At 69.5% G+C, this 23,935-nt stretch carries 21 protein-coding genes; 11 read left to right on the top strand and 10 right to left on the bottom strand.

The genetic code is table 11. The annotated features are described in order from the left end of the window. Nucleotides 1-178: 178 nt before the first annotated feature. The 4 genes from BSZ40_RS01510 (at nucleotide 179) to cydC (ending at nucleotide 5,245) form a co-directional block, all read left to right on the top strand. A complete protein-coding gene (locus BSZ40_RS01510; protein ID WP_073822565.1) occupies nucleotides 179-598 on the top strand; it encodes a peptidoglycan-binding domain-containing protein in 420 nt (139 codons plus the stop codon). Nucleotides 599-672: 74 nt separating this feature from the next. Then, nucleotides 673-1,677: a hypothetical protein gene (locus tag BSZ40_RS01505; protein WP_143180840.1), complete on the top strand. Its 1,005-nt coding sequence runs from the start codon at nucleotides 673-675 to the stop codon at nucleotides 1,675-1,677. A 128-nt stretch (nucleotides 1,678-1,805) separates the two neighbouring features. Then, nucleotides 1,806-3,407, top strand: a complete 1,602-nt coding sequence (locus BSZ40_RS01500; RefSeq protein ID WP_073822561.1) for an ABC transporter ATP-binding protein/permease — start codon at nucleotides 1,806-1,808, stop codon at nucleotides 3,405-3,407. Between the two features lie 80 nt (nucleotides 3,408-3,487). Beyond that, nucleotides 3,488-5,245, top strand: a complete 1,758-nt coding sequence (cydC, locus tag BSZ40_RS01495; RefSeq protein ID WP_073822752.1) for a thiol reductant ABC exporter subunit CydC — start codon at nucleotides 3,488-3,490, stop codon at nucleotides 5,243-5,245. A gap of 292 nt (nucleotides 5,246-5,537) precedes the next feature. On the opposite strand, the gene BSZ40_RS01490 is transcribed toward cydC, so the two are convergent. Beyond that, entirely contained in the window at nucleotides 5,538-8,294 is a 2,757-nt protein-coding gene (locus tag BSZ40_RS01490; RefSeq protein ID WP_084542528.1) for a UvrD-helicase domain-containing protein, read from the bottom strand. A gap of 49 nt (nucleotides 8,295-8,343) precedes the next feature. On the opposite strand from BSZ40_RS01490, the gene BSZ40_RS01485 reads away from it, so the two are divergent. Further along, nucleotides 8,344-9,108 (top strand): YwqG family protein, encoded by a 765-nt coding sequence (locus BSZ40_RS01485; RefSeq protein ID WP_073822560.1) that lies wholly within the window; start codon nucleotides 8,344-8,346, stop codon nucleotides 9,106-9,108. Nucleotides 9,109-9,188: 80 nt separating this feature from the next. Here the strand turns inward: BSZ40_RS01485 and wrbA are convergent, their stop codons facing one another. After that, the gene (gene wrbA / locus BSZ40_RS01480; RefSeq protein WP_073822555.1) at nucleotides 9,189-9,785 is read right to left on the bottom strand and encodes an NAD(P)H:quinone oxidoreductase; all 597 of its coding nucleotides are present in this window, start codon (nucleotides 9,783-9,785) and stop codon (nucleotides 9,189-9,191) included. Nucleotides 9,786-9,885: 100 nt separating this feature from the next. On the opposite strand from wrbA, the gene BSZ40_RS01475 reads away from it, so the two are divergent. After that, nucleotides 9,886-10,413 (top strand): MarR family winged helix-turn-helix transcriptional regulator, encoded by a 528-nt coding sequence (locus BSZ40_RS01475; protein ID WP_158020849.1) that lies wholly within the window; start codon nucleotides 9,886-9,888, stop codon nucleotides 10,411-10,413. Here BSZ40_RS01475 and BSZ40_RS01470 read toward each other — a convergent pair. Beyond that, nucleotides 10,364-11,020: a LuxR C-terminal-related transcriptional regulator gene (locus BSZ40_RS01470; RefSeq protein ID WP_073822553.1), complete on the bottom strand. Its 657-nt coding sequence runs from the start codon at nucleotides 11,018-11,020 to the stop codon at nucleotides 10,364-10,366. The two genes, BSZ40_RS01475 and BSZ40_RS01470, sit on opposite strands and share 50 nt — an antisense overlap. After that, nucleotides 11,017-12,309: a sensor histidine kinase gene (locus tag BSZ40_RS12335; RefSeq protein WP_084542526.1), complete on the bottom strand. Its 1,293-nt coding sequence runs from the start codon at nucleotides 12,307-12,309 to the stop codon at nucleotides 11,017-11,019. The genes BSZ40_RS01470 and BSZ40_RS12335 overlap by 4 nt, the downstream gene beginning before the upstream one ends. Before the next feature lie 114 nt (nucleotides 12,310-12,423). On the opposite strand from BSZ40_RS12335, the gene BSZ40_RS01460 reads away from it, so the two are divergent. Continuing rightward, nucleotides 12,424-13,902, top strand: a complete 1,479-nt coding sequence (locus tag BSZ40_RS01460; protein WP_073822552.1) for a PspC domain-containing protein — start codon at nucleotides 12,424-12,426, stop codon at nucleotides 13,900-13,902. Between the two features lie 27 nt (nucleotides 13,903-13,929). After that, a complete protein-coding gene (locus tag BSZ40_RS11810; protein ID WP_073822551.1) occupies nucleotides 13,930-14,358 on the top strand; it encodes a hypothetical protein in 429 nt (142 codons plus the stop codon). Between the two features lie 75 nt (nucleotides 14,359-14,433). Here BSZ40_RS11810 and guaA read toward each other — a convergent pair whose 3' ends face one another. After that, complete coding sequence (guaA, locus tag BSZ40_RS01450) at nucleotides 14,434-16,011, bottom strand: glutamine-hydrolyzing GMP synthase (RefSeq protein WP_073822550.1); 1,578 nt, start codon at nucleotides 16,009-16,011, stop codon at nucleotides 14,434-14,436. A 79-nt stretch (nucleotides 16,012-16,090) separates the two neighbouring features. Here guaA and BSZ40_RS01445 point away from each other — a divergent pair, with 79 nt between their 5' ends. The 3 genes from BSZ40_RS01445 to BSZ40_RS01435 all read left to right on the top strand — a co-directional run bounded on the left by BSZ40_RS01445 (nucleotide 16,091) and on the right by BSZ40_RS01435 (nucleotide 20,471). Further along, nucleotides 16,091-16,516 (top strand): hypothetical protein, encoded by a 426-nt coding sequence (locus BSZ40_RS01445; RefSeq protein ID WP_073822549.1) that lies wholly within the window; start codon nucleotides 16,091-16,093, stop codon nucleotides 16,514-16,516. A gap of 257 nt (nucleotides 16,517-16,773) precedes the next feature. Continuing rightward, a complete protein-coding gene (locus BSZ40_RS01440; protein WP_084542525.1) occupies nucleotides 16,774-18,738 on the top strand; it encodes an ABC transporter transmembrane domain-containing protein in 1,965 nt (654 codons plus the stop codon). Next, nucleotides 18,738-20,471, top strand: a complete 1,734-nt coding sequence (locus BSZ40_RS01435; protein WP_073822548.1) for an ABC transporter ATP-binding protein — start codon at nucleotides 18,738-18,740, stop codon at nucleotides 20,469-20,471. Before BSZ40_RS01440 ends, BSZ40_RS01435 begins: the two co-directional genes overlap by 1 nt. Nucleotides 20,472-20,475: 4 nt before the next feature. Here the strand turns inward: BSZ40_RS01435 and BSZ40_RS01430 are convergent, their stop codons facing one another. The 5 genes from BSZ40_RS01430 to speD form a co-directional block, all read right to left on the bottom strand. Next, entirely contained in the window at nucleotides 20,476-21,996 is a 1,521-nt protein-coding gene (locus BSZ40_RS01430; protein WP_073822547.1) for a polyamine aminopropyltransferase, read from the bottom strand. A gap of 27 nt (nucleotides 21,997-22,023) precedes the next feature. Beyond that, entirely contained in the window at nucleotides 22,024-22,773 is a 750-nt protein-coding gene (locus tag BSZ40_RS01425; RefSeq protein ID WP_073822546.1) for a DUF4178 domain-containing protein, read from the bottom strand. Between the two features lies 1 nt (nucleotide 22,774). Beyond that, nucleotides 22,775-23,263 (bottom strand): hypothetical protein, encoded by a 489-nt coding sequence (locus BSZ40_RS11805; RefSeq protein ID WP_073822545.1) that lies wholly within the window; start codon nucleotides 23,261-23,263, stop codon nucleotides 22,775-22,777. 9 nt (nucleotides 23,264-23,272) lie between these two features. Next, entirely contained in the window at nucleotides 23,273-23,506 is a 234-nt protein-coding gene (locus tag BSZ40_RS01415) for a DUF350 domain-containing protein (protein WP_073822544.1), read from the bottom strand. A 74-nt stretch (nucleotides 23,507-23,580) separates the two neighbouring features. Continuing rightward, a complete protein-coding gene (gene speD / locus BSZ40_RS01410) occupies nucleotides 23,581-23,922 on the bottom strand; it encodes an S-adenosylmethionine decarboxylase (RefSeq protein ID WP_073822744.1) in 342 nt (113 codons plus the stop codon). Between the last annotated feature and the right edge of the window lie 13 nt (nucleotides 23,923-23,935).

The raw sequence follows: 23,935 nt of genomic DNA, 5'->3' as shown, positions 1-23,935 counted from the left end.
TTCCCCGTCTTCTCCCACATAGAACACACAGCTGACACAAACATTAGGAACAATCGCCAACTCCGCACACGCACCGAATTCCAACTAAAATATTTTAGTGACCAGTTTCCTCTTGCCGTATCACCAACCACAGATTACCTTATTCAACCACAGGCACCCTCTCCCGAAAGGAGGAAGAATGTTCAGGCAAAGTCGCCTCCTCGCCGCGACAATCGTGGCCGCCATCGCATTCTTCACCGTTCCCGCAACATCTGCTGCCGCCAATCCGTTCTTTTCTGGCGAATGCTTGAGCGCAAAAATCTTGCGGGGCAAGCAGGGAAAATTCTGGCTCCCCTTCGCCCCTGACTCTCTCACAAACTGCTGGCTCGCCTATGACGTCAGCAAGAGCACCTTTGGAGCCGAAACGCTGCAGAAAAGCCTCGGCTCGATCAACGGCATTCCCCAAGTAGGCGTGGACGGCTACTACGGCTGGGAGACCCACAACGCAGTTCTCAAGATACAGCGCATGCATAGACTTCCGGAGGACGGCGAGTATGGGCCTCGAACACGGGATGCTATGTGGTGGCGCACCCTTACCGGCGGCAAAACGAAGGTCTAGGCTCCGCCCTCGACCAGAAGGTGGGGAGGCGGTATATGCCCGCCTCCCCACCCCGCTCTCACAGAAAGCCCCCCATGCGAAAGACCTTGACAGCGACCGCGCTTTTAGCAACATTGGCCGCGGGCTGCACCGCGCTGACCGACTCGACTGCGCAGGCCCCTGCCCCTTCGGCCCCCCTCGCCCCAGCAACACCGCAAGCACCCCTGCCAGCAGCGAGCGCCCCGGAGACAGCCAGCGCAGTCCAGGCACCAGCAATAACTAAGGACCGCGCCAAATGGACGCTCCCCACCGACCCCTACTACGGCTGGCAAGAACGCTCCCTCAGCCTGCACGCCTATTCGCTGGTCATCGCCCCCTGCATGGCCCAAAACGGGTTCCCCGACTACCAAGTAATTTGGGACTCAAACGCTCCCCGCTCAGAATTCCTCGCAGGCAGCGGCAACTTCCAAGTACTCACCCCCGCCGCCGCCCAGCGCTTCGGCTACCGCCGAGTAACAGAACCAGGCGACTTGGTACCCCAAGGGGCATACGCGGACAAATCGGATGCCTTCCACGAACAAATCGCCCAGTGCGAAATAGCAAACGAAGACATCCTCCTCACCCCCCAAGAAAAGGCCTACGTCCCGCAGCCACTACCGGAGCAAGCAGAAGACTTTCCCGGTCCCCAAACCCCTGAAGAAGAAGCCGGCTCCCTCCTCAATCGCCTAAGCGTGGACACCAACACCGGAGAACTCCCCGCCGCCGCCGACCGCTGGCGCCAATGCATGGCTCCCCTAGGCATCCCCGACCTCCCGGCCGAACCCTGGCTGCCCGCCATGCGCCACCGCATGCCCCCATCCCTCCTCACCCGCTGGAACTGGCAACCTGGCGGCCAACCCTCCGCAGATGAGATCGAAGTAGCCACCCACGACGCCAACTGCCGCGAAACCTCAGGCTGGCAAGCGGCTCTCTACGACGCCGAATGGGAACTCCACACCAACTTCATCACCCAACACGGCCACGAACTCGCCCCCCGTCTAGCAGACCTAAAAGCCCGCGAAGACCACTACCGCCAAATCATCGCCAACCACCACCCATAGCCCGCCCGTGCCGGGAGGGACACAACGCGGGTGCCCCCCGGACAGCATCACACCCCAGGGATGTGACAACCTGTCAGCAAACAATTAAGGTTCCCCTTACCTGATGTTGTGTCGCTGGAAGGTTCGCAATGCACAAGTGGGCCATCATCGCCCTGGCTTGGCTGTCGTCGGCCGCCCTGGCCGCCCTCTACCTCCTGCTAGGCCGAGGCGTCGACCAACTCGCCGCAGGCACCACCCCCACAATCACTCCCGCCGCCCTGACTGCCTTGAGCATCAGCGCCCTGACGGCGTGGGCGGCCAGCTTCCTCGGCGGCCGCCTGCTGCCCCGCGTGGAGCGGACCGAGCGACACCGACTTCTGGACCATGTCTTCGCCCTCGGGGTCGCCGAACGCACCCAGGAGCGCACCGGCCGCATCGTCAACACGGCCACCGACGGCGTCGAACGTGTCGCCACCTACCGGGCGCTCTTCCTCGGCCCCATGCTGGCCTCCCTGGCCACCCCCGCCCTGATCCTGGTGATCGTGGCGATCGCCCTGGACCCGGTGGCGGCCGGACTGCTGGCCATTTCCATTCCCTTGGTGCCGCTCACCGTCGGCCTGTTCCAGCTGGCCTTCAAGTCGGTCTCCCGCCGCTACCGGGCCGCCTCCCGCGCCCTGGCGGCCCAGGAACTCGACGCCATCCAAGGACTGTCCGCCCTGGTGCTGATGAACGCCGGGCAGGCGATGGCCCGGCAGCTGGCGCAGGCCACCGAAGATGTGCGCCGCCGCGTCATGCGCTACCTGGCGGGCAACCAGATCGTGCTGCTGGTGGTCGATTCCGTCTTTTCCCTGGGCATGATCACCGGCGCGGTCGTGTTGGCCCTGACCCGCCACGCGGCCGGGGCGCTGACCGGCGGGCAGGCCCTGGCCCTGGTGCTGTTGTCCACCATCATGCTCGACCCGCTGGATCGCATCGGCCAGTTTTTCTACCTCGGCATGGGCGGCATGGCGGCGGCCCGCGAGATCAAGCGCTTCACTGCGCAGGTCCCGGCGGTCGTCGACGCGCCGGACGCCACCGTCCCCACCACCCTGCCCGCCCCGGGAGAGTTGGAGGTGCGCGACGCCCACTTCGCCTACGACCCGGCCACTCCCGTCCTGCGGGGGGCGAGCCTGCGGGTGGCGCCCGGGGAAAACGTCGTGCTGACCGGCCCCTCCGGCGGCGGTAAGTCGACCCTGGCGGCCCTGGTGCAGGCCACGGCCCGTCCCGCCCAGGGCACCGTCAGCCTCGACGGGATCGACCTGGCCACCGCCCCCCTGGCCTGGATCCGCTCCCGCCTGGCGGTGGTGGAGCAGACGACCTACCTCTTCTCCGGCACCCTGCGCGACAACCTGCTGCTCGCCAAACCCACCGCGACCGACGACGAACTGCTCGCCGCCCTACACGCCGCCCACCTAGGCGAGCTGCTGGCGCGCCTGCCCGCCGGGCTGGACACCGAGGTCGGCCAGCGCGCCACCGCCCTGTCCGGGGGCGAAGCCCAACGGGTGGCCATTGCCCGCGCCATCTTAAAGGACGCACCGTTCCTCCTGCTGGACGAGCCGACCGCACACGTCGACCTAGCCGCCGAAGCCGAAATCCTGGCCGCCCTGCGCACCCTGGGCCGGGACCGCACCACCCTGACCATCTCCCACCGCCACGCCACCATCGCCGACGCGGATCGCCGCCTGGCCCTCGTAGAAGGAACCGTGCGTTGACCACCCAGACCTTGCCCTCCCCCACCCAGGCGAGCCTGCCGACGCCGCCCACGCCTGCCGCGGCCACTGCGGCACTCCCGCTGCCCACCACCCGCCGCGAGCTGGCTGGCCGTCTGCTGACCATCACCCGCCCCGTCCTGGCCCCCCTGGGGCTGTCTGCGCTCTTCCGCCTGACCGGACTGTTGCTGGGGGCGGCCCTGCTCGGGGTGGGCGGCTGGGCGGTGGCGACCCGCGCGGCCGGGCAGCCCACCTGGCCGCTGGGTCGGGTGGTCGTCGTGCTGGTGGGATTGTCCCTGGCCAAGGGCCTGGCCCGCTATCTGGAGCAGTACGCCGGGCACTACGTGGCCTTCCGCTCCCTGGCGCTGCTGCGCAACTTCTTCTTTGCGCGGCTGCAGCCGCAGGCCCCGGCCCAGACGGAGGGGCAGGACGCGGGGGACCTCATGTCGCGGGTGACGAAGGACGTCGACCGCATAGAGGTGTTCTTCGCCCACACGCTCGTGCCGCTGGTGACCGCCGTGGTCGCCCCCTTGACGCTGCTGGGTTACCTGGGGGCGGCCACCTCCTGGCGGCTCGCCTTCGCCTTGGCTCCCTTCTTGCTGCTGGTGGGGGTGGTGGTCCCGGCCTTGGGGGCGCGGGCCACCGACGGAGCAGCCCGCCGTTTGCGCGTGACGCGCGGCCAGTTGGCACACCACGTCACCGACTCGGTGCAGGGGGTCCGCGAGGTGCTGGCGTTTGGGGCGCAGGAGCGGCGCAGCACGCAGCTGGACCGCCTGGAGGAGCAAATCACGCGCGATCTGCACATCACGCACGGGTTCATCGCTGCCCGCCGCGGCTTGAACCAGGCGCTGGCGGCCGGGGCACTGCTCACCGTGTTTCTGGTGGCTGCCACCGCCATGCAGGCCGGGCAGTTGAGCAGCGGCCAGCTGGGCCTGGCGTTGGGGGTGAGCCTCGGGGCTTTTGCTCCGGTGCTGGCGGTGGAGGATTTTGCCGCCGATCTCGATCAGGCCTTCGCCGCCGCCCGCCGGGTCTTTGCCATCACTGACCGCCCCGTCCTGGTGTCCGAGCCGGTTCGCCCGCGTGACGCGCAGGCGGACCCGGGGGCGGCGGTGCGCTTGCACGACGTGAGCTTCCGCTATCCCAGCGCGGCCGGTGGGCCGGAGCGCGCCCTCGTGCTGCACAACGTCGACCTGACCATCCGCCCGGGCCAGGTCACGGCGCTGGTGGGGGCCTCCGGTTCGGGCAAGTCGACGGTGGCGGCGCTGTTGGACCGCATGTGGGATCCCACGAGCGGCCGGGTCACATTGGGCGAGTTGGACCTGCGGGAACTCTCGCTGACCCACCTGCGGGAGCTGGTGGCCTACGCCCCGCAGCGGCCCCACGTTTTCAACGATTCGGTGCGCGCCAACCTGTTGCTGGCTCGTCCCACCGCCAGCGACGACGAGCTGGCGGCGGTGTGTGAGCAGGTGGGGCTGAGCCAGTGGCTGGCTCACGAACCGGCCGGACTGGACACGGTGGTGGGCGAGCTGGGTGAGCGCCTATCCGGCGGGCAGCGCCAGCGCCTGGCACTGGCCCGCGCCCTGCTGCGGCGGAGCCCCATCACTATCCTGGACGAGGCCACCAGCCAGCTCGACGCGGACACCGAAGCCCAGGTGCTGGCGGGCATTCGGGCCGCCACCGCCGGACGCACCCTGGTGATCATCGCTCACCGCCTGTCCACGGTGGCCGACGCCGACCACATCGTGGTGTTGGATGCCGGGCGGGTAGTCGAGGAGGGCACGTTCGCCGAGCTCATGGCCCGCGCAGGAGCGTTTGCGGCCCTGCGCCGCCGCGAGGGCTAGGGGCGGGGTCGACGAGCGCGGCGCCACCCGCCCCCGCGGGGGCGGACTGCCTGCCCGGCCCATGCACCCCCGACGCTGGGCAACCATCATGCCCTTGCTGCACCAGCATGCCCTTGCTGCACCGCCATGTCCTTAATTCAGCGTTCTAAGGGCATGGTGGTGCGTTTAGCACATGGTGGTGCGCCTAGGACATGGCGGTGCGCCTGAGGCGGGGCCGTGGAGCTGGCCGTCTATGCAGACCGCCCGCCTGGCGGTCTTGCGCGTCCGCGAAGACCACCTCCGCCCACCTCGGCTACAGCTTGGTCACCAACTTCAGGCGCAGCAGGATGCGCTTGACCGAGCCCGCCCCGAAGTCGATCTTGGCGACCGCGCTGCGGCCGACGCCCTCGATGCCCAGCACGGTGCCGAGGCCGAAGGTGTCGTGGGAGACCCGGTCACCGGCCTGCAACACCTGCCCCTCGGCGTCGGTGGCCACCTCGCTGGCCGCGGGCGCGGACCGGGCCTGCTTGGCTGCCAGGTCCAGCCGCCCGATGGGGGCGGCGCCCCGCGGGCGGCCGGTGCCGATCGGGGGAGCGAAATCGTCGTCGTCCCACGCGGCGCGGCGCCGCGTGCCTGCATCCCCGCGCCCCCGGTACTGCTCGACGCTGGTGGCCGCGCGCCGCACCTCCAACAGGTCGGCGGGAATGTCGTCCAGGAACCGGGAGGCCCCCAGCGCGGTGGCGCCCGCAAAGGCGTTGCGCACCGCCGCGCGCGTGAGGTACAGCCGCTGCCGAGCCCGCGTGAGGGCGACGTAGGCCAGGCGCCGCTCCTCGCTGAGCTCGGCGTCGCTCTCCAGGCTGCGGGCATGCGGGAAGGTCCCGTCCTCCAGGCCGGTAACAAAGACGATGGGGAACTCCAGGCCCTTGGCGGTATGCACCGTCATCAGGGTGACCTCGCCCCGGCCAGTCTGTGCGTCGGGCAGCTGGTCGGAGTCGGCCACCAGGGCGATGCGCTCCAGAAAGTCGGCCAGCGTCGGGGCGGTTTCGCGCTGCTGGTACTCCTGGGCCACGGCGTGCAGCTCCGCCAGGTTATCCACTCGGCTTTGATCCTGCGGGTCGGTGCTGGCGCGCAGCTCGGCCAGGTAGCCGGTCCGGTCCAGCGCCTGGTCGAGCAGCTCCGCCGGGCCCACCCCCGCCGCCGCGGCCGCCCGCAGCTCCTCCAGCAGGGCGTCGAACTCGCGCAACTGACCGCGAGTGCGACTGGCCAGCCCCTCCACCGGCGGCGGGGTCGGCAACGCGGCAGCCACCGGCGACGCGGCGGCAGCCACCAGCCCTGTCTCCGGCTCGGTGATCGTTTCCGCGGTAACGGGCGCGGCGCCGACCGCGCTCACCGCCGCGCGCCCCACCGCGTGCGCCAGCGCACCCCCGAACGAGATACCGTGCCGCTCGGCGTGCAAAGCCAGGGCCGCCTCGGCCTTGTCCCCCAGGCCCCGCTTGGGCACGTTCAGGATGCGGCGCAGGTTTACCGAGTCATCCGGGTTGGCGATCACCCGCAGGTAAGCGATGGCGTCCTTGATTTCTCGCCGCTCATAAAAGCGCGTGCCCCCCACCACCCGGTACGGGATGCCCGCACGCACCAGCACGTCCTCCAAGGCCCGCGATTGGGCGTTGGTGCGGTAAAAGACCGCCACCTCGCCGTAGTCCAGGGCCCGCGCCTGGGCTCCACCGACCAACCGGTCGATCTCGTCGACGACGAAACGGGCCTCGTCGTACTCCGAATCCGCGGCAAACAGCACGATCTTGTCGCCCGCCCCGGCCTGCGTCCACAGATTCTTGGCGCGCCGCCCTTGGTTGCGGGAGATGACCCGGTTAGCGGCCGAGAGAATGTTTTGCGTCGAGCGGTAGTTCTGCTCCAACAGGATGGTGCGCGCCGCTGGGTAGTCCTTCTCGAACTCTTCGATGTTGCGGATGGTGGCGCCCCGAAACGCGTAGATCGACTGGTCGGAGTCGCCCACCACCGTCAACTCGCTGGCCTGCCCGGCGGGGCCCTCCCCCACCAGGGTGCGCACCAACACGTACTGGGCGTGGTTGGTGTCTTGGTATTCGTCGACCAGCACGTGCCGGAAACGCCGCCGGTATTTCTCGGCGAGCTGGGGGTGAGCGGTCAACAGCTCGACGGTGCGCATGATGATGTCGTCAAAGTCCAGCGCGTGCGCCTGGCGCAGGCCCGCGTCGTAGGCAGCATAGGCGGCCGCCAGGTGCCGTTCGAACGGGTTGGCGGCGCTGACCTGGTCAGCAAAGTCGGCGGGGGTGACCAGCTCGTTCTTCAGGTCCGACACGCGCCGCGAGAACGCCTTAGGCGCGAAGCGTTTCGGGTCCAGCCCCATGGCTTTAACGATCTGGGCCATGAGCCGCTGGGCATCCTGGGCGTCGTAGATCGAGAAACTGGAGCGCAGGCCCGCGGCCTGGTACTCGCGGCGCAGGATCCGCACGCACGCGGCGTGGAAGGTGAAGACCCACATGTGGCGGGCCGCCGCCCCCACCAAGGCCTCCACCCGCTCACGCATCTCCTTGGCGGCCTTGTTGGTGAAGGTGATGGCCAAGATCTCGCTCGGCCGCGCCCGGCCGGTGGCAATCAGGTGCGCCACCCGGTGGGTCAATACCCGGGTCTTGCCTGATCCGGCGCCAGCAATAATCAGGAGGGGACTGCCTGCGTGCGTGACGGCCTGCGCCTGCGGGGCATTCAGCCCCGTCAGCAGGGCCGCCGCCTGAGCGGGATCAACCAGCGGCGCCCCCGCATCCGCCGGAAGTAGCTCTGCGGTCGCTGGCGGCACCGCCTCGTCTGCCGATTGCGGCCCCCAAGCGTCGACGAAGTCGGGTTCCGGCCCGAAATCGAAGTCGGGTTCCGGCCCGAAGTCCAGCTGCGGGAGGGCCAACTCGGGCGCGGCGGGCGGCGGCGCGGCAGCAGCGAGTTCTCCCCGTTCGAGCTGCCCGGGCACCCCCGCCACCTCCGGCCACTCCGGCTCCGGGGCGACGGCGGGCACAGCGGGCGGGGCAGCGGCATCATCCATTCCCCCAGCCTACCCAGCCCTCGCCGTCGCCCGCCGCTAGGCTGGTCGGGTGCAGACGTTCTTCCCCACCTGGTCCCTGACCCCGCCGTCGACGGCCGGGCCCACCACCGCCCACAAGGTCGGCGGCCTGCCCCTCGGGTTTCCCCCGCACCTGTGGCCCACCTGCCGCGAGTGCGGGCAGCCTCAGAGCTTCCTCGGCCAGTTCGCTGCCCACCCGGCGCTCGCGCGCCTGCCCGCCGGGCACACCCTCTACCTGTTTAAGTGCGACAGTGACAACGTCTGCTTCTTCTGGGAACCCGAGCACGGGGCCAACGCCTGCTTCCTGCTGCCCCACAGCGAACTGACCGCTGCCCCCACCCCCGCCCCGCCAGGCAACACGGGGGTGCTATTGGAGCTGTGGGCCACCGCCTGGCGCGCCCAAGACGACGGGGTACCAGCCGAACTGGAACCCCAGTTTTACGACGAGCGGTTCTTCGACCTGCCCGAAGAGACGGCATACCCGCTCGGCTTCGACGGCGAGGTCTTCACCAAGGCCGCCGGGCTGCCCTACTGGGCGCTGCGCGGCGGAATGCCCGCGGACTTCGCCCCGGGCTCCCGCGTGTTGCTGCAACTGGACTACCGCCTGCAGGTGGCCGACGGGGCCGCGGCCCTGGCGGCCGGGGTGGCGGCGGCCAGCGACTATCTCACCGGCTATACCGAGGTGGACGACGACATGGTGGGCATCGCCAACTTCCTGCTCGACGGCGTGGGGTACGTGGTGGACACGACCCCCAGCGCCCCGGCCCCAACCTTCCGCCTGTTCCTCACCCGCTAGCCGCACCGACAGGTAAGGGGCGGCACCCGTGCGGGTGCCGCCCCCTGTCAGCTCGGCCAGGGGCCGCAGGCTGCGACAGCTCAGGCGAGCTTGCCGGTAACCTCGACCACGCGCTCCGCCAGGTGCTTCAGGGCGGCGCGGGTGGCCTCGGCGAGGTCGTCAGTGTTGTTGGCACCGGTGGCGTGCGAGACACCGTACGGGTTGCCGTCACCGAACTTCACCGCGTCGGTGAAGCCCGGGGCGACGATGATGCCACCGAAGTGCATCACCATCTGGTAGATCTTCTGCAAAGTGGTCTCGTGGCCACCGTGCGCGGTCTGCGCCGAGGTGAAGGCCGCGTAGACCTTGTTGGCGAGCTTGCCTTGGAACCACAGGCCCCCCAGACCATCGATGAAGGTCTGGAACTGGCCAGCCGGCGAGGAGAAGCGGGTCGGGGAGCCGAAGATGACGGCGTCGGCCCACTCGATGTCGGCGCCGGTAGCGGCCGGGAGGTCCTTGGTGGCCTCGTAGTTGGCGGTCCAGGCCGGGTTGCCGGCGAACACGGACGGGTCAACGGTTTCGGCAATGTGCCGCACGCGCACCTCAGCCCCAGCAGCTTCGGCGGCTTCCGCCAGCACCTTGGCCATGGCGGTGCCGTGCCCGGTGGCCGAGTAGTAAATGATCGCAACCTTGGTCATCAAACTCTCCCTTTTCAAATTTGGACGACACGGACATGCTACACGGGCCCGTCCGCGAGGAAAAGTGAATACAGACCTGTTTGACGGTACCGTGGGCCACATGCAAACCCGCACCACCTCCCCGCTGACGCTGCTGGAGTGGGAAACTTGGAAGCTGTGTACGGACGTCTTCCACGCCACGGAACGACATCTCGATGCCTGCCTCGCCGCCGACGCCGGGCTGGGGCTCACTGACTTTAATCTGCTGTCGGCGCTGGCCACCGCCCCCGAACAGACCCTGCAAATGCGGCAAGTGGCGCAACAGTTGCGCCTGACCCCGTCGGGCGCCACCCGGGCTGTCGACCGCCTCGTCGACCTCGGCTACGTCACTCGCCTCGCCGGGCATCAAGACCGGCGCGCCGCCCACGCCCGCCTCACCGACGCCGGGCGCACCAAACTGCGAGACACCCGCGTCAAACACCTCGCTGCGCTCCGCGAGTTTTTCTTCTCACATTTGACTTGCAGCGACACCCAAGCACTGCGTGAGGCGATGCACAAAGTCGCTCGCTGCTTGCCCTCAACCTGCCCAGCCAACGAACCTAAAGCAAATGCCGCACCGCCGCCCACCGCGTCAACTCGTGTCGGTTAGACAACTGCAATTTGCGTAACACCGCACTCACGTGCGTCTCAATGGTCTTCACGGAGATAAACAATTCGCTGGCCGCCTCCTTATAGGTGTAGCCGCGGGCAATCAAGCGCATCACCTCGCGCTCGCGGGCCGAGAGCCGATCGAGCTCGTCGTCGTGCATCGCGGTCTCGGCCACGGACGTGCCGAACGCATCCAGCACGAAGCCCGCCAGGCGCGGCGAAAAGGCGGCATCCCCCGCCGCCACCCGCCGCACCGCGTCGGCCAGCTCTTCCGCGCGGATGGCTTTGGTGACGTAGCCACGCGCGCCGGCCCGGATCACGGCCACCACGTCCTCCGCCGCGTCAGACACTGACAACGCCAGGAAGCGACTGGGCACGCCCGCAGCCAGGCAGCGGGCCACCACCTCGGCTCCTCCCCCGCCCTGCCCACCCGGCAGGTGCACGTCCAGCAACACGACCTCCGGGTGCAGGCTGGTGATCGCCGCCACCGCCCCCTCGACGTCGGCGGCCTCGGCCACCACCTGCAGGTCACTTGCCACCCGCGCCAGCTCTCCCCGCACCCCACTCCGCACCAGTGCGTGATCGTCAACCACCAGCACCGTTGTCATTCCTTGGCCTCCTGCCTGCTCGGCATCTGCACCATTACTTCCGTTCCGGGAGCCCGCCGCCGCACCTGTGCCCGTCCGCCGTGCCGCTCCACCCGCTGCAGTATTGACTCGCGGACCCCGTGCCGGTCCGCGGGCACCGCGGACATCTCGAAGCCAGGACCGTGGTCGCGGACAAAGACAGTCACCTGGGCGTCCTCGACCTCGCAATACAAGCTGAAGGGGGGCGCACCGTGGCGCACCGCGTTGGCCAACGCCTCCCGAGTGGCCCCCGCCAACGGCTCCCACCACGCCCCCGGCACGATGTCGCCCACCGTCACCACCTCGACGACCGCGCCGTAACGGTCCTCCGCCTCGGCCGCCAGCCGCTGCAGCTCACTCGCCAGCGAGGTGCCGGCCTCCGGGCGTTGCGCGTACAGCCACTCGCGCAGTTCCCGCTCCTGGGCGCGTGCCAGGCGGGCCACCGTCTCGGCGTCGCCCGCCCGCGTGCGAATGAGCGTCAACGTCTGCAGTACCGAGTCGTGCAGGTGCGCGGCGATGTCAGCCCGCTCCACCTCCCGGGCCTGGGCCTCGCGGGAGGCCGTGAGGTCCCGCAGCATCCGCAGCCAGGTGGGGGTCAGGATGGCGGCCGTTCCCACCAGGATCGTCACCCCCACCACGAGCGAGTCCACCAGGTCGGTCAGTGACCGTCCCCGGCTGACGAGCAGCACCAGCCCGACGACGGCCAACAGCAAGCCACCTGCCAGGGGCGCCAAGTGTGCCGCCCCACGGCGCCCGCGCCCCAGGTGGGTCCAAGAAATAATCGCGCCCGTCAATACCAGCCCCGCCGGGGCCAGCCACTGCGACGCCGCCGAGACCTGCTCCCAGCCCAGCCAAATCGTGCCGGCCAGCACCAGCAGCCCACACCCGACGACCAACGCCAGGCGCTGGGGACTGGCATCGGTCTCCACCCGGTACAGGCGCGCCGCCAAACGTTGCTGGGAGGGAGCCAGCAGCGGAGGCCTTCCGTCATCCTCGGGCACGAAGAGCCACAGCCACAGGTAGGCAACGAGACCGATCCCCACCACCCCGAGCCCCAACAGCACCACTCGCACCTGACGCACCCCGACCTGAAGATGCGCCGCCAAGCCAGCCGCCACGCCCGCCAATACGCGCCCCTGGCGAGGCCGCACCAGCGGGGGGCGGGGCCCCGTCGTCGGCCCGGGCCCGCCCACGCCGCCCGCGGCGGGTCGCCCCGGGCGGCGTGGGGCGTCGGCACCAGCCGCGGACGCAAAGTGCGGGTCGGGAAGCATGGCTTCATCCTGACACGCCCGCCCCGTCCCCTAGTAGGCCTCCGGCCGGAAATCAGGGGACGATCAGGGACAATCCCGATACCGCGTCGGCGGCCAGGGGACTGAAATAGAGACATGAGTTACCAAGCATCCCCCACCGGGGTCTCCCGATTCTTTGCCCAGCTGCGGCAGCTGGGCCTAGCCCGCACCACTGACCGCTGGGTCGGTGGGGTGGCGGGCGCGCTGGCGCGGCGCATAAACCTGGATGCGGCGCTGGTGCGCCTCATTGTGGCGCTGTTGGTGCTCTTCGGCGGGGTGGGGCTGCTGGCCTACGGGCTGGCGTGGCTGCTGCTGCCCGAGGAGGAAGACGGTCGCATTCACTTAGAGGAGCTCACCCTGGGACGGTGGAGCTCCGGGGCCATCGGGGCACTGGTGACCTGCTTCTGCGGGTTGCCGTGGGGCCTGTCCGTGTTCTTTCCCTGGTCCTGGCCGTTCGTAGTGGCGCTGACGGTGCTGGCCGTGATCCTGATCGTGCGCGACCAGCAACAGCCGGTCCGCCACTTCACCCCCGGCCCCGCCCCGGTGGGCGGGCCAAGCGGGGACCCGAGCTGGCGGGCCGCCACCTACGAGGCACCGCGCACCGGGGCCGCCCCCACGGCCGCAGCGGCCGCAGGAACACCGAACACCGCGGCCGCCAGTGTCGCGGACGACGACCAAGCGGGAGCCGCACCGGCGGCCGCCCCTTTCGACACCGCCAGCTACCCGACCGGCGCTGCTAGTGGCGCGCCAGCCCAGTGGGGGGTGCCACGCCCGCCCCAGCCGTGGCGCACGCGCGTAATCACCAAACCGCACGTGGCGCAGGTCGGCTCTGCCCACACCCTGCTCACTATGGGGCTAGGGTTCCTCGCCGCCGCCGGGGCCTACTGGCTGGGCAACGGCTACTTCCAGTCCGCCATGTGGGCGATCGCCGCGCTGACGGTGGTGCTCGGTCTCGGGCTGGCGGTCGCGGCCCTGCGCGGGCGACGCAGCGGCACGCTAACCACGTTGTCGGTGCTGTTTACGGCGTTCGTGGTGGCACCCGCCGGGTTGGTTAGCTTAACGGCCTCCCCTCGTTTGCTGGCCGCCACTAACGAGAGCCCCCTCATGTTGTTCTCGCACTCCACGACACTCCGCTCCCACGCCTCGCTGTTCGGACAGCACGACCTGCATTTCACCGGCACCGAGAGGCTCGATGCGCCCCTGACGGTGGCCACCTGGGCGGGAGAGATCAACCTGGAGGTGCCGGAGGGCTACCCGATTGAGATCCACACCGAGATCGGCCTCGGCGAGATCGAGGCCCGCATCTTCGAGGACCAGACGATGGTGGCGCAGGATTCCGCCCCGTCGAAGTTCTCGCGGTGGCTCATTGACGAGGTGGACTTCGCTACCGATCGGGACTGGGACGACGACCGGGACTGGGAAGACAACAATTTCCACCGCCCGGTCGGCAACCGCCATCTGCGCTTTAACGGCAGCGGCGCCCACGTGCTGCGCCTGGGTGAGGGGAAACCGCGGGCCGTGGTCTACCTGACCGGCGGGGTCGGCGAAATCAAAGTCCACCAGTTCCGCAAGTAACCGCCGTAGCAGCAGTAAGGGAAAACCATGCGCAATTCGCAACCTGACCACCACAACCCCACCGAGCCCTTGTCGCCCCTGGAGGACACCACCGCCGCGCGCGCCACGGCAGACACCGAGTTCCTGCCCGACGCCGCACAGGCACCCGCCGACGGGCAGACCCGGCCGCTGCCCCGCACCGACTCCTACCTCAGCGGCGGCGGGCCCGCCGAGGCGACCGCCGCGGTGCCGGTTTGGAGCGCTAGCGACACCCAACCGGTTGTCGCCCGCGCCGTACGCCCGCTGGCGTTGGTGTGGGCGCTGCTCGTCATCGCCGCCGGGGTGGGCCTGGCCTTCGCGGCGGTCGGCTACCGCCCGAACCTGCAGTTTTCGTTCGTGGGCCTGCTGGCCTTCGTCGGGGGCGCGTTCGTCGTGGCGGCCCTGGCGTCGCTGCTGCCCAAGAAAAAGCAGCGCTGAGACTAGCCCACCCCGGCGGCTGCCACACACCAGCGGTGGGGGCACGAGGTTACCCCTCGCGCCCCCACCGGCGTCTCACTCCCACTCGATGGTGCCCGGCGGCTTGGAGGTGCAGTCCAACACCACCCGGTTGACCTCGGGCACCGAGTTGGTGATCCGCGTGGAGATGCGGGCCAGCACGTCGTAGGGCAGGCGGGACCAATCGGCGGTCATCGCGTCCTCCGAGGACACCGGCCGCAGAACAATCGGGTGACCGTAGGTGCGCCCATCCCCCTGCACCCCGACGGAACGAACGTCGGCCAACAGCACCACGGGGCACTGCCAAATCTCACGATCCAGCCCGGCGACGCTGAGCTCCTGCCGCGCGATGAGATCGGCTGCACGCAGCACGTCCAGGCGCTCGCGGGTGACCTCGCCAATGATGCGAATGCCGAGACCCGGCCCGGGGAAGGGCTGGCGCCACACGATCTGCTCGGGCACCCCCAACTCCAGACCGATGGCCCGCACCTCGTCCTTGAACAGGGTGCGCAGCGGCTCGACCAGCTCGAAGTTTAGGTCCGCGGGCAACCCGCCGACATTGTGGTGCGACTTGATATTGGCCGCGCCCTCGCCACCCCCGGATTCGACGACGTCGGGGTACAAGGTGCCCTGCACCAGGAACTTGATCTCGGCCCCCTCCGCCCCGGCCTCGGCGATGAGGGCCCGTTGGGCGGCCTCAAAGGAGCGAATGAACTCCCGCCCGATGATCTTGCGCTTGGTCTCCGGGTCACTCACGCCCGCCAGCGCGGCCAGGAAACGCTCGGATTCGTCGACGGTAACCACCCGGATGCCCATGCCGCGGGCGTAATCCTGCTCGACCTGCGCGCGCTCCCCGGCGCGCAGCAGACCGTGGTCAACGAAGATACAGGTCAGCTGGTCGCCGACGGCCTTGTGGACCAGGGCGGCGGCCACCGAAGAGTCGACCCCGCCAGACAAGCCGCAGATGACGCGGGCGTCGCCCACCTGGGCGCGAATCTTGGCCACCTGGTCATCGATGATGGAACCGGGGGTCCAGTTCGCCGCCAGGCCCGCCCCGTTGTAGAGGAAGTTCTCCAGCGCCCGCTGCCCGTACTGGGAGTGCAAGACTTCGGGGTGCCACTGTAGGCCGTAGAGGCGGCGGTCGGCGTCCTCGAACGCCGCGACCGGGGTCTGCCCGGTGGAGGCGGTGACGGTGAACCCGGCAGGCGCCACCTGCACGGCATCACCGTGACTCATCCACACAGCCTGCTCCACGGGGGTACCCGCGAACAGACACGAGGCGGCATCGACCTGGGCGGGGGTGTGTCCGTACTCGCGGGTGCCGGTGCGCCCGACGGTGCCGCCAAGCGCGTGCGCCATCGTCTGGAAGCCGTAGCAGATACCCAGCACTGGCACCCCGGCGGTAAACACAGCCGGGTCAATGCCGGGGGCGCCATCGGCGTAGACGGAGGCCGGCCCGCCGGACAGGATGATGGCGGCGGGGTCCTTGGCGAGCATGTCGGCCACTGGCAGCGTGTGGGGCACGATCTCGGAGTAGATGTGGGCCTCGCGCACGCGGCGGGCGATCAGCTGCGCGTACTGGGCGCCAAAGTCGACGACGAGAACGGGGCGGGGGGCGGGGGGCGTAGTGGTCACCCGCTAAGCATAAGGGGCCGACTCCCCGAGTCCCGATATGTAGACTGACGGCGAGCGGCGGGCGGTCAAGAGGTGGCTAATGGACGCGGCGGTGGTCTTTTTCCAACAGTTGCCCACGCATGCCGAGTTGCGTGCTTGCCTGGCTCCTGTGGGCATCCTGCAGACCCGAGAAGGGGAGTTCTACTGCACGCTCATCAGTCGCGACACAGCCCGGCATCATCTGTACCTTGACGACGGCGGGGACACGCTCCTGGCAGAGTTCACCCCCACCGAGCTTGAAGTCCTCACCCGTTTGGCGGCGGGCCGCGCAGGACTCGTGCTCTACTACCGGAACTTCGACTTCCTCACGGCGACATTGCGGCGCCTGACCGAGCGCTGGCCGGTGGTGCTGTACGACGACTTCGGCCACTTCGCGCGCGGGGAGGACTTCGTGGAGTTCACCTCCTCCGGGCTGTGGCCGCAGCGCGAGCTTCTGTCCGGCGACGATGCGGATGAAGACCAGTGAACGATACGCGGGTATGCAGACCACGCGAGTAACGCATCGCCCCCAACACTGGCTGTGTTCTGTCTGAAACTCCTTGTCCCGTAGTTGACCCGCTGCGCAGTGCGTGGGTTAGACTCCCCGCCATGATGAGTCTGCTGTTCTCCTAACGCCGCGCTGGTCGCCCCGCCCGCCCCGCTTGGCGGGCCGTTGCCTGTTACCCGGCACGAGTTGCGCAACCCCGCCGCCCCTCATCATCGACTGCAGATTTAAGGCCTTTCATGCGTAAAGACTCTTCCATCCCCTCTTTGGGTGCCACGCCCGGCTTGGGCTGGTTCGAGCGCGGCTACCCCGCCCCCACCGGCCCGGCCCCGCGCTGGCCGCACACCGGCGGGGCGGTGGCGCGCCGCGCCGTGCGGGTAGCGCGCCGCCCCCTGGCCCTGGCCATCGCCCTGACCGTCGTGGCCACCGCCGCCCACGCGTTGCTGCCGTGGGCCCTCGGCCACGCCATCGACGCGCTCAGCACCGATGGTTTCGGCCCCGCCCTGTGGCTGTACCTCGGCTGCATGCTCGCTTTCATCCTCATCGACACCTGGATCGGGGACGGGCTCGGCGAGGCCTACGCGGTGCTCGCCTGGCTCCGCACCGCCCTGCTCTCGGCCCGCGCGGTGGGCCACCATGTGGCCGACGTCGGGCCCGCCACCACCCGTTCCCTGTCGGCGGGCGAGGTGACCGCCACCGTTTCGTCCGACTGCGGGCACCTGGGCAACGCCGTGGAGATTCTGCCACGCCTGATCGGCACCTGGGTGGCCGCGGTCCTGGTGATCGTGCTGATGTTCCGCGAGTCGACCTCCCTGGCGCTGCTGATCCTGCTCGGCCTGCCGCTGACCACCGGCCTGCTGGCGCTCGTCGTCAAGCCGCTGCACCAGCGACAGACCACCCAACGTAAACAGGAGGGCGACCTGACGACCCTGGCCACCGACACCGTCTCGGGCCTGCGGATCCTGCGCGGCATCGGCGGGGAGGACGTCTTCAGCGCCGCCTACCGCGCCCAATCACAACAGGTACGCACCGCCGGGGTGGCGGTGGCCGGGCCGCAATCGCTGCTGGTGGCGGCCCAGACCCTGCTCCCGGGCGCCTTCACCGCCCTAGTCATCTGGCAGGGGGCCCGCTTGGCGGTGGCGGGCGCGATCACGCCCGGCCAGCTGGTGACATTCTTCGGCTACACCGCCTTCCTCGCCCGCCCGCTGGGCGCCCTGACGTTTGCGCTGCGCAGCTTCACGCGCGGCTGGGTGGCGGCCAAGAAGGTCGCCGAAGTCATGGCCATCGAACCGATCGCCGGCACGCTGGCGGAGCGGCGCTCCCCCACAACCGCGAGCGCGCCCGTCGGGGAGTTGGTCGACGCCGAGACGGGCGCCCGCTTCGCGGCCGGGCAGCTGACGGCGCTGGTAGCGCCCCAACCGGAGGCCGGGCAGGCGCTGGCCGCGCGCCTGGCCCGCCTGGACGACGAGCAGGCGGCGGTCACCCTCGCGGGCACGGACGTGCGGGAGCTGGGTTGGGCGGCCGTGCGCGGCACCATCGTCCACTCCCACGCCACCGCCCAGCTGTTCACCGGTACCCTGCGCGGCAACCTGGCGCCCAGCGTGACCGATACGGCGGCGCGCAGTGTCGCTGAGCTGATCGAGCTGGAGCGCACGGCCGACCGGGAGCCGCCCGCGGCCGGGGCCACGAACCCGGCGGAGCGTCCGGGAGATACGGCGCTGCTGGCGGCCCTGGCCACGGCCGACGCGCACGACGTCGTCTCGTCGTTGCCGCGCGGCCTGGGGGGCGAGGTCACGGAGAAGGGCCGCTCGCTGTCGGGCGGGCAGCGCCAGCGCGTGGCCCTGGCGCGGGCCCTGGCGACGCAGGCGCCGGTGCTGGTGCTGGTGGAGCCCACCAGCGCGGTCGATTCCCACACCGAGATGCGGATCGCCCACGCCCTGCGGCAGGCCCGCACCGACCAAACCACGATCGTGGTGTCCGCCTCCCCGCTCATCTTGGAGGCGTGCGACCAGGTGGTGTTCTTGGACGCGGAGGCGGGCCCGACCGTCTCCACCCACCGCGAGCTGCTGGATGCGGCCCACCGCGGGCAGGGGCTGGGGCGGCGCTACCGCCAGGTGGTCTCCCGGCAGGCGGGGGACGCCGAGGCCACCCCGCCCGCGCCCCCAGTCGGGGCGCAGCAGGCCGAGGGGCAGGAGGATTACTGATGCGGCTACCTATTGCTTCGGCGGCCACGGTGCGGCGGCGCACGGCCGAGATTTTGCGCGAATACCGCGGGGACTTCACCTGGGTGCTGGCCCTGCAGATCGCGGTGGCCCTCGTGTCGCTGGCCACCCCGTTCCTGCTGGGGCGGCTGGTGGATGCCGTGCAGGCCGGGACCACCCTGGGGTACGTCAACCGGATCTCGCTGCTCATCGTCGGTGCGGTGTTGGCCAGTGCGGCCCTGTCGTACTTTGCTAACCGGACGGCCATGGTCATGGGCGAGTCCGTCTTCGCCTCGGTGCGCGAGCGGCTGCTGGCGGCGGTGACCCACCTGCCGCTGTCCGTCGTCGAACGGGCCGGCACCGGCGACCTGCTGGGCCGCTCCACCAACGACATCTCCCGTATCCAGTGGATGGTGCGTTTCGGCCTGCCCCGGGTGCTGGTCATCGTCATCACGGTGCTCATCACGGTGGGGGCGGCGGTGTTCGTCAGCCCGCTGCTCAGCCTGGCGCTGTTTGCCTGCCTGCCGGGGGCGGTGGTGATCATGCGCTGGTATCTGCGGCGCGCCACCTTGGCCTACCGGGCCACCAGCGCCGCCAACTCCCGCATGTACGGCACCGTCACCGAGACGGTGGAGCACGCCGACACCGTCGATGCTCTCCACCTCGGCCCGGTCCGCAAGGCCGTGACCGACAAGGGCATCACGGAAATGTGGGAGTTGGAGCGCTACACGCTCTACCTGCGCATCGCCGTCATCAGCCAGGCCGCCTTCAGCTTCTATCTGCCGATCGTCGTGACGGTGCTGTGGGGCGCCTACCTCTACACCCACCAGTGGGTCAGCATCGGGGCCATCACCACCATCGCCCTGTACGCCAACCAGCTGCGCGCCCCGCTCGGCGAACTGATGTTTTGGATCGACGAGACGCAGGTGTCGTTCGCGTCGCTGGCCCGCATCTACGGGGTCGACGAGGTCGAGCCGGACCGCCGCCCCACCGGCGCCGCGCCCACCGACCAGGTGATCGAGGTGCGGGACGTGACCTACGAATACCTGCCGGACCGCCCCGTACTGCACGGGGTGAGCCTGACGCTGCGGCCCGGCGAGCGCCTAGCCGTGGTGGGCCCCTCCGGCTCGGGCAAGTCGACGCTGGCGCGCATGCTGGCGGGCATTCACGGCCCGACGACGGGCAGCGTGCGGGTCGGTGGGGTCAACCTGACCGATCTGCCGGAGAAAGAGCTGCGGCGCCACGTCGTGCTGGTGACGCAAGAGCAGCACGTCTTCGTCGGCTCGGTGGCCGACAACCTACGCTTGGCGCGCGCGGACGCCAGCGAGGCGGAGCTGGAGGCCGCGCTGCGCGCGATCGGGGCCTGGGAGTGGGTGGCGGCCCTGCCGCAGGGCCTGGCCACCCGGGTCGGCTCGGGCGCCCGGGAGCTGCCCCCCGGGCAGGCACAGGAGCTGGCGCTGGCCCGCCTGGTGCTACTCAACCCGCACACCCTGATCCTGGACGAGGCCACCAGCCTGCTCGATCCGCGGGCGGCCCGCTCCCTGGAGGCGTCCCTCGACGCGGTGCTGGCCGGGCGCACCGTGGTGGCCATCGCACACCGGCTGCACACCGCCCACGACGCGGATCGGGTCGCCGTCGTCATGGACGGGCGGATCGTGGAGCTTGGGACGCACGACGAGCTGGTGGCACGCGGCGGGGAATACGCCGCCCTGTGGGCGAGCTGGCAGCACGAGTAACGGCTTAGTAGTAGCGCCACTGCCGCAGGTCTTCGTTGTAGACCGTCACGATGCGCGGATGCAGCAGGGTCGACGGCGGCAGGGGCTCCAGGCGGGGCGGCAGTTCCCGCAGCGCCACCGCTAGGTGCTTGTCGGTGGCCCACCGCAGCCCGGGCGGTAGGTGGCCCGCCGCCGCCTGGGCTGGGTCGGCCAGGCTCAGGGCGAAGCCCCACTCCCCGAACGAGGGCACGTTGACGCTGAAGGGCAGGATCGTGCGCGCGGGGGCGGAGTGCTGCAGGCTGGCTACCACGGTGGCAAAGGCACGCGGGGTGAAGAACGACGACGTCGCCTGCACCACCAGCGCGCCCTGGGGCCGCAGCCGGGCGTGCAGATTGCCGTAGAACTGGCTGGAGTACAGTTTGGCGACCCGCTCGTGGCTGGGGTCCACGAGGTCGACCAGGATGACGTCGTAGTGCGCCGTGGCCGCGGCGACGAACTGGAAGGCGTCGGCGTTTACCACCTGCACCCGCGGGTCGCGCAGCGCCCCCCGGTTCAGGGCCGTGAAGTGGCGGTTGGTGGCCGCCAGGGTGGTGATGGCCGGGTCGAGATCCACCAAGGTGACGTGCTCCACGCTCGGATAGCGCAGCACTTCGCGCGCCAGCAGCCCATCCCCACCCCCGAGAATCAGCACCTCCCGGGGCGTCGGCACGCTCGTCAGCCCCGCCCCGGCAAACATCTCGTGGTAGCGGGCCTCGTCGAGGGACGAAAACTGCAGCTGGTTGTTCAGGTAGAGGCGGGTGTCTTGCCCGTAATGGGTGACGACGATCTTCTGGTAGGCGCTCTGTTCGTACAGCAGCACCGGGTCCTGGTAGTTGGCGCTGTCGATCCGCCGCTCCAGCAGCGAGGCGCCCACCAGCAACGTCCCGAGCAGTGCCACGGCCCCCAGGGCCGCCCACAGCAAGGACCGGGCAGGGCGCAGGCGCTGCAGGATGAGGACGGCGACGGACACGTTCAGCAGGGCCACCAGGTAGGCGCTGCGAGCCAGGCCCAGGTAGGGCAGCAACACCAGCGGGAAGACGAGGGAGGCCAGCAGGGCTCCGAAGTAGTCCAACGCCAGCACCTTGGACAGCAGGTCGACGGTGCTGGGGCGCCCGAACTCGGTGAACATCTTCACCAGCAGCGGGATCTCCAGGCCGATGAGCACCCCGATAGCCAGGCTGATGGCGGTGAAAACGAGCCAGTGGGACTCGGTGTAGGCGAAGGCGGCATACAGCAGCAACACCGAGTTGCCCCCCAGCAACCCGAGGAGGATCTCGGTCAGGGCGAACGACGGGGCGGCCCCAGCCCGCAGACGCGGGGCAAGCAGGGAGCCGATTCCCATCCCGAACAGGGTGATGCCGGTGGCCAGGCTGAAGCTGAGGACGGAGTCGCCCACCAGGTAGGAGGCGGCCGTGCCGAGAATAAGTTCATAGATGATGCCGCCAACTGCCACCAGCAGGGCGGCGGCGAAGAGCGCCTGCTTTTCTTTGCGTTTTCGGCCTATCAACCGCCCGGTTCCCTCCTGCTGTTTCCGTTACTTTCCGCCCCCGCTTCCACCCCCGCCATAGACGTATCGGTAGTTTCCGTCTTGTTGCTGCACGCAGTTGTCGTCCTCCAGCGGGTCGCAGCGGTCGGAGTTCGAGAGCCCCGCAATGACCGCCGTGCCGATCCCCAGCGCCGCCAACGTAGCCACTATTTTTCCGCCGGTGCCGAGATTGGAGAAAATATTGCTGCCTACGGGGCCGACGCGAAACTGGAACGACTGACCGAACACGGCACGCAGCTCGGCGCGGCTGAGCTTTAGCTGGCTATACACCCGGCTCTCGCCGCCCTGATACCACTCCACCGACAGCTGCAACTCCTTGCCGACCCCCACCGTGCAGTCCAGGTCGGCGTAGTGCACGGGCTTGCCGGTGGTGGCCCACGCCCGGCACTTGCCGAGCGCCCTGGAGACCTGGGCCCGCCCCACTTCGCGCACCCAGATCTGGCAGGGACGCCCCGCCGCATCCGTCATCCGCAGCCTGGCATCCTTGCGCAAATGGCGGGGGTCAATCGGCTCAGTGAAGTAGGCGGGAATGCTCAGGTGGACGTCGCCGGAGTAGTGGTCGAACTCAAGCCAAGCGTCGTCGCTGCCTGCTCCGGCCAGCTGCCACTCCTCCCAAAAGTAGTCGCGTTTGTCTTCTTCGTCGTACTCGCGCAGCAGCACTGCTCCGACCACGCGCAGGGCGTGACGCCGGAGGATGAACGTCTGCCCCATCTCCAGGTGAGCACGAAAATTCGACATCCTACTTTCCCTTTCCTCGCGCACGGCGGGCACGGCGCCACTGGCGGGGCGTGACGGGGATGGCCCGCCACAGCTGCCCCTGCCCGTCCACCCGGTACTCCGTCCCGGTGGACGGCTCGTGCAGGTCCGCGTACCACACCAGCTGACCGACCGCGGGCGCCTGCCCGCAGCTAGCCACCACCCGCCCATGGCCACACCACTGCACCCGCAGCCTGCCCGCCGCCGCCTCATGCCCGGGCTGCCACGCGGCAAGATCCAGCAGACCACAATCGGCCAGCGGCTCAAGGAAACTGAGGAGACCGTTGTAGCAGTCCAGCAACAACCAGGCTCTCGCCTGGTCGTCACCGCGCAGGTGGCACTCCTCCCACTCGAACTCCTCGCCCTGCCCCGGCGGCACCTCACTGCCGCGCAGCATGCCAACCACGCGCCAGTTGCGGCCAGCCAAGGCCAGGTGCCGCCCCACTGCCAGTTCCGCCAGCAGGCCCCGCACGTTACCGCCTCAGCTAAGGATCGTGCCCGCGATGATGATGGCTATGGCGATCGCTACCCCCGCCACCGCTACCCCCAGGCCGGTGTTGTGGTCCTCCACCAGCTCCCGCCGCAGGTCCAGCTTGAATCCGAAGTTCAAAATGATGGCGAACAACACGAGCAGCACAAGACCCAGAAAAGCAAAACCGATGGTCGAGGCCACCGGCTGCCAGGCCAGCTCTGTCATCTTCAACGCGGCGTGCATTTTGTCTCCTAGTTACAGGGCCCGTCGGTGGGCGCGGCGATAGCCGAAATCCTAGTGCGCTGGGCGGGCGCATCTTACAGATCTTGCACCGCACTGGTGACCTGCGCGGCCGCGAAGGCCTGCCTGGTCCAGTCCGCCAGCTCGGCCAGGCGCGCGGCGGGCAGCGGCTGACAGGTGGTGAGGGTGAGGTAGGCGTCGGCGTGCTCGGGCCAGGTGTGGATCGCCACGTGAGATTCGGCCAGCAGCACGGCCACACTGACCCCCTGTGGGGCGAAGCGGTGGCTGACGTCCGTCAGCACGTGCAGCCCGGCCCGCTGGGCCAACTCGCGCAGGGTGTCGGCCACGAACCGCGGATCGTCAAGGCGCACGGGATCGGCGGCCTGCAACCGGAGCGTCAGCGATTGGAATCTGGGCACGGCGGAACGATAC

This window comes from Buchananella hordeovulneris, assembly GCF_001907235.1.
GTDB classification, from domain to species: Bacteria; Actinomycetota; Actinomycetes; order Actinomycetales; family Actinomycetaceae; genus Buchananella; species Buchananella hordeovulneris.
The sequence above is the reverse complement of the archived record's forward strand: the minus strand, read 5'-3'. Positions and strand labels throughout refer to the sequence as shown.

Bases quoted from the DNA above. Each gene is read 5' to 3' on its own strand.
- wrbA (WP_073822555.1), bottom strand. From the start codon at position 9,785: ATGACCAAGGTTGCGATCATTTACTACTCGGCCACCGGGCACGGCACC.
- BSZ40_RS01490 (WP_084542528.1), bottom strand. From the start codon at position 8,294: ATGGATGATGCCGCTGCCCCGCCCGCTGTGCCCGCCGTCGCCCCGGAG.
- BSZ40_RS01500 (WP_073822561.1), top strand. From the start codon at position 1,806: ATGCACAAGTGGGCCATCATCGCCCTGGCTTGGCTGTCGTCGGCCGCC.
- BSZ40_RS01445 (WP_073822549.1), top strand. From the start codon at position 16,091: ATGGACGCGGCGGTGGTCTTTTTCCAACAGTTGCCCACGCATGCCGAG.
- BSZ40_RS01440 (WP_084542525.1), top strand. From the start codon at position 16,774: ATGCGTAAAGACTCTTCCATCCCCTCTTTGGGTGCCACGCCCGGCTTG.
- BSZ40_RS01510 (WP_073822565.1), top strand. From the start codon at position 179: ATGTTCAGGCAAAGTCGCCTCCTCGCCGCGACAATCGTGGCCGCCATC.
- BSZ40_RS01415 (WP_073822544.1), bottom strand. From the start codon at position 23,506: ATGCACGCCGCGTTGAAGATGACAGAGCTGGCCTGGCAGCCGGTGGCC.
- BSZ40_RS12335 (WP_084542526.1), bottom strand. From the start codon at position 12,309: ATGCTTCCCGACCCGCACTTTGCGTCCGCGGCTGGTGCCGACGCCCCA.
- BSZ40_RS01425 (WP_073822546.1), bottom strand. From the start codon at position 22,773: ATGTCGAATTTTCGTGCTCACCTGGAGATGGGGCAGACGTTCATCCTC.
- BSZ40_RS01460 (WP_073822552.1), top strand. From the start codon at position 12,424: ATGAGTTACCAAGCATCCCCCACCGGGGTCTCCCGATTCTTTGCCCAG.
- BSZ40_RS01505 (WP_143180840.1), top strand. From the start codon at position 673: ATGCGAAAGACCTTGACAGCGACCGCGCTTTTAGCAACATTGGCCGCG.
- BSZ40_RS01435 (WP_073822548.1), top strand. From the start codon at position 18,738: ATGCGGCTACCTATTGCTTCGGCGGCCACGGTGCGGCGGCGCACGGCC.
- BSZ40_RS11810 (WP_073822551.1), top strand. From the start codon at position 13,930: ATGCGCAATTCGCAACCTGACCACCACAACCCCACCGAGCCCTTGTCG.
- BSZ40_RS01475 (WP_158020849.1), top strand. From the start codon at position 9,886: ATGCAAACCCGCACCACCTCCCCGCTGACGCTGCTGGAGTGGGAAACT.
- BSZ40_RS01470 (WP_073822553.1), bottom strand. From the start codon at position 11,020: ATGACAACGGTGCTGGTGGTTGACGATCACGCACTGGTGCGGAGTGGG.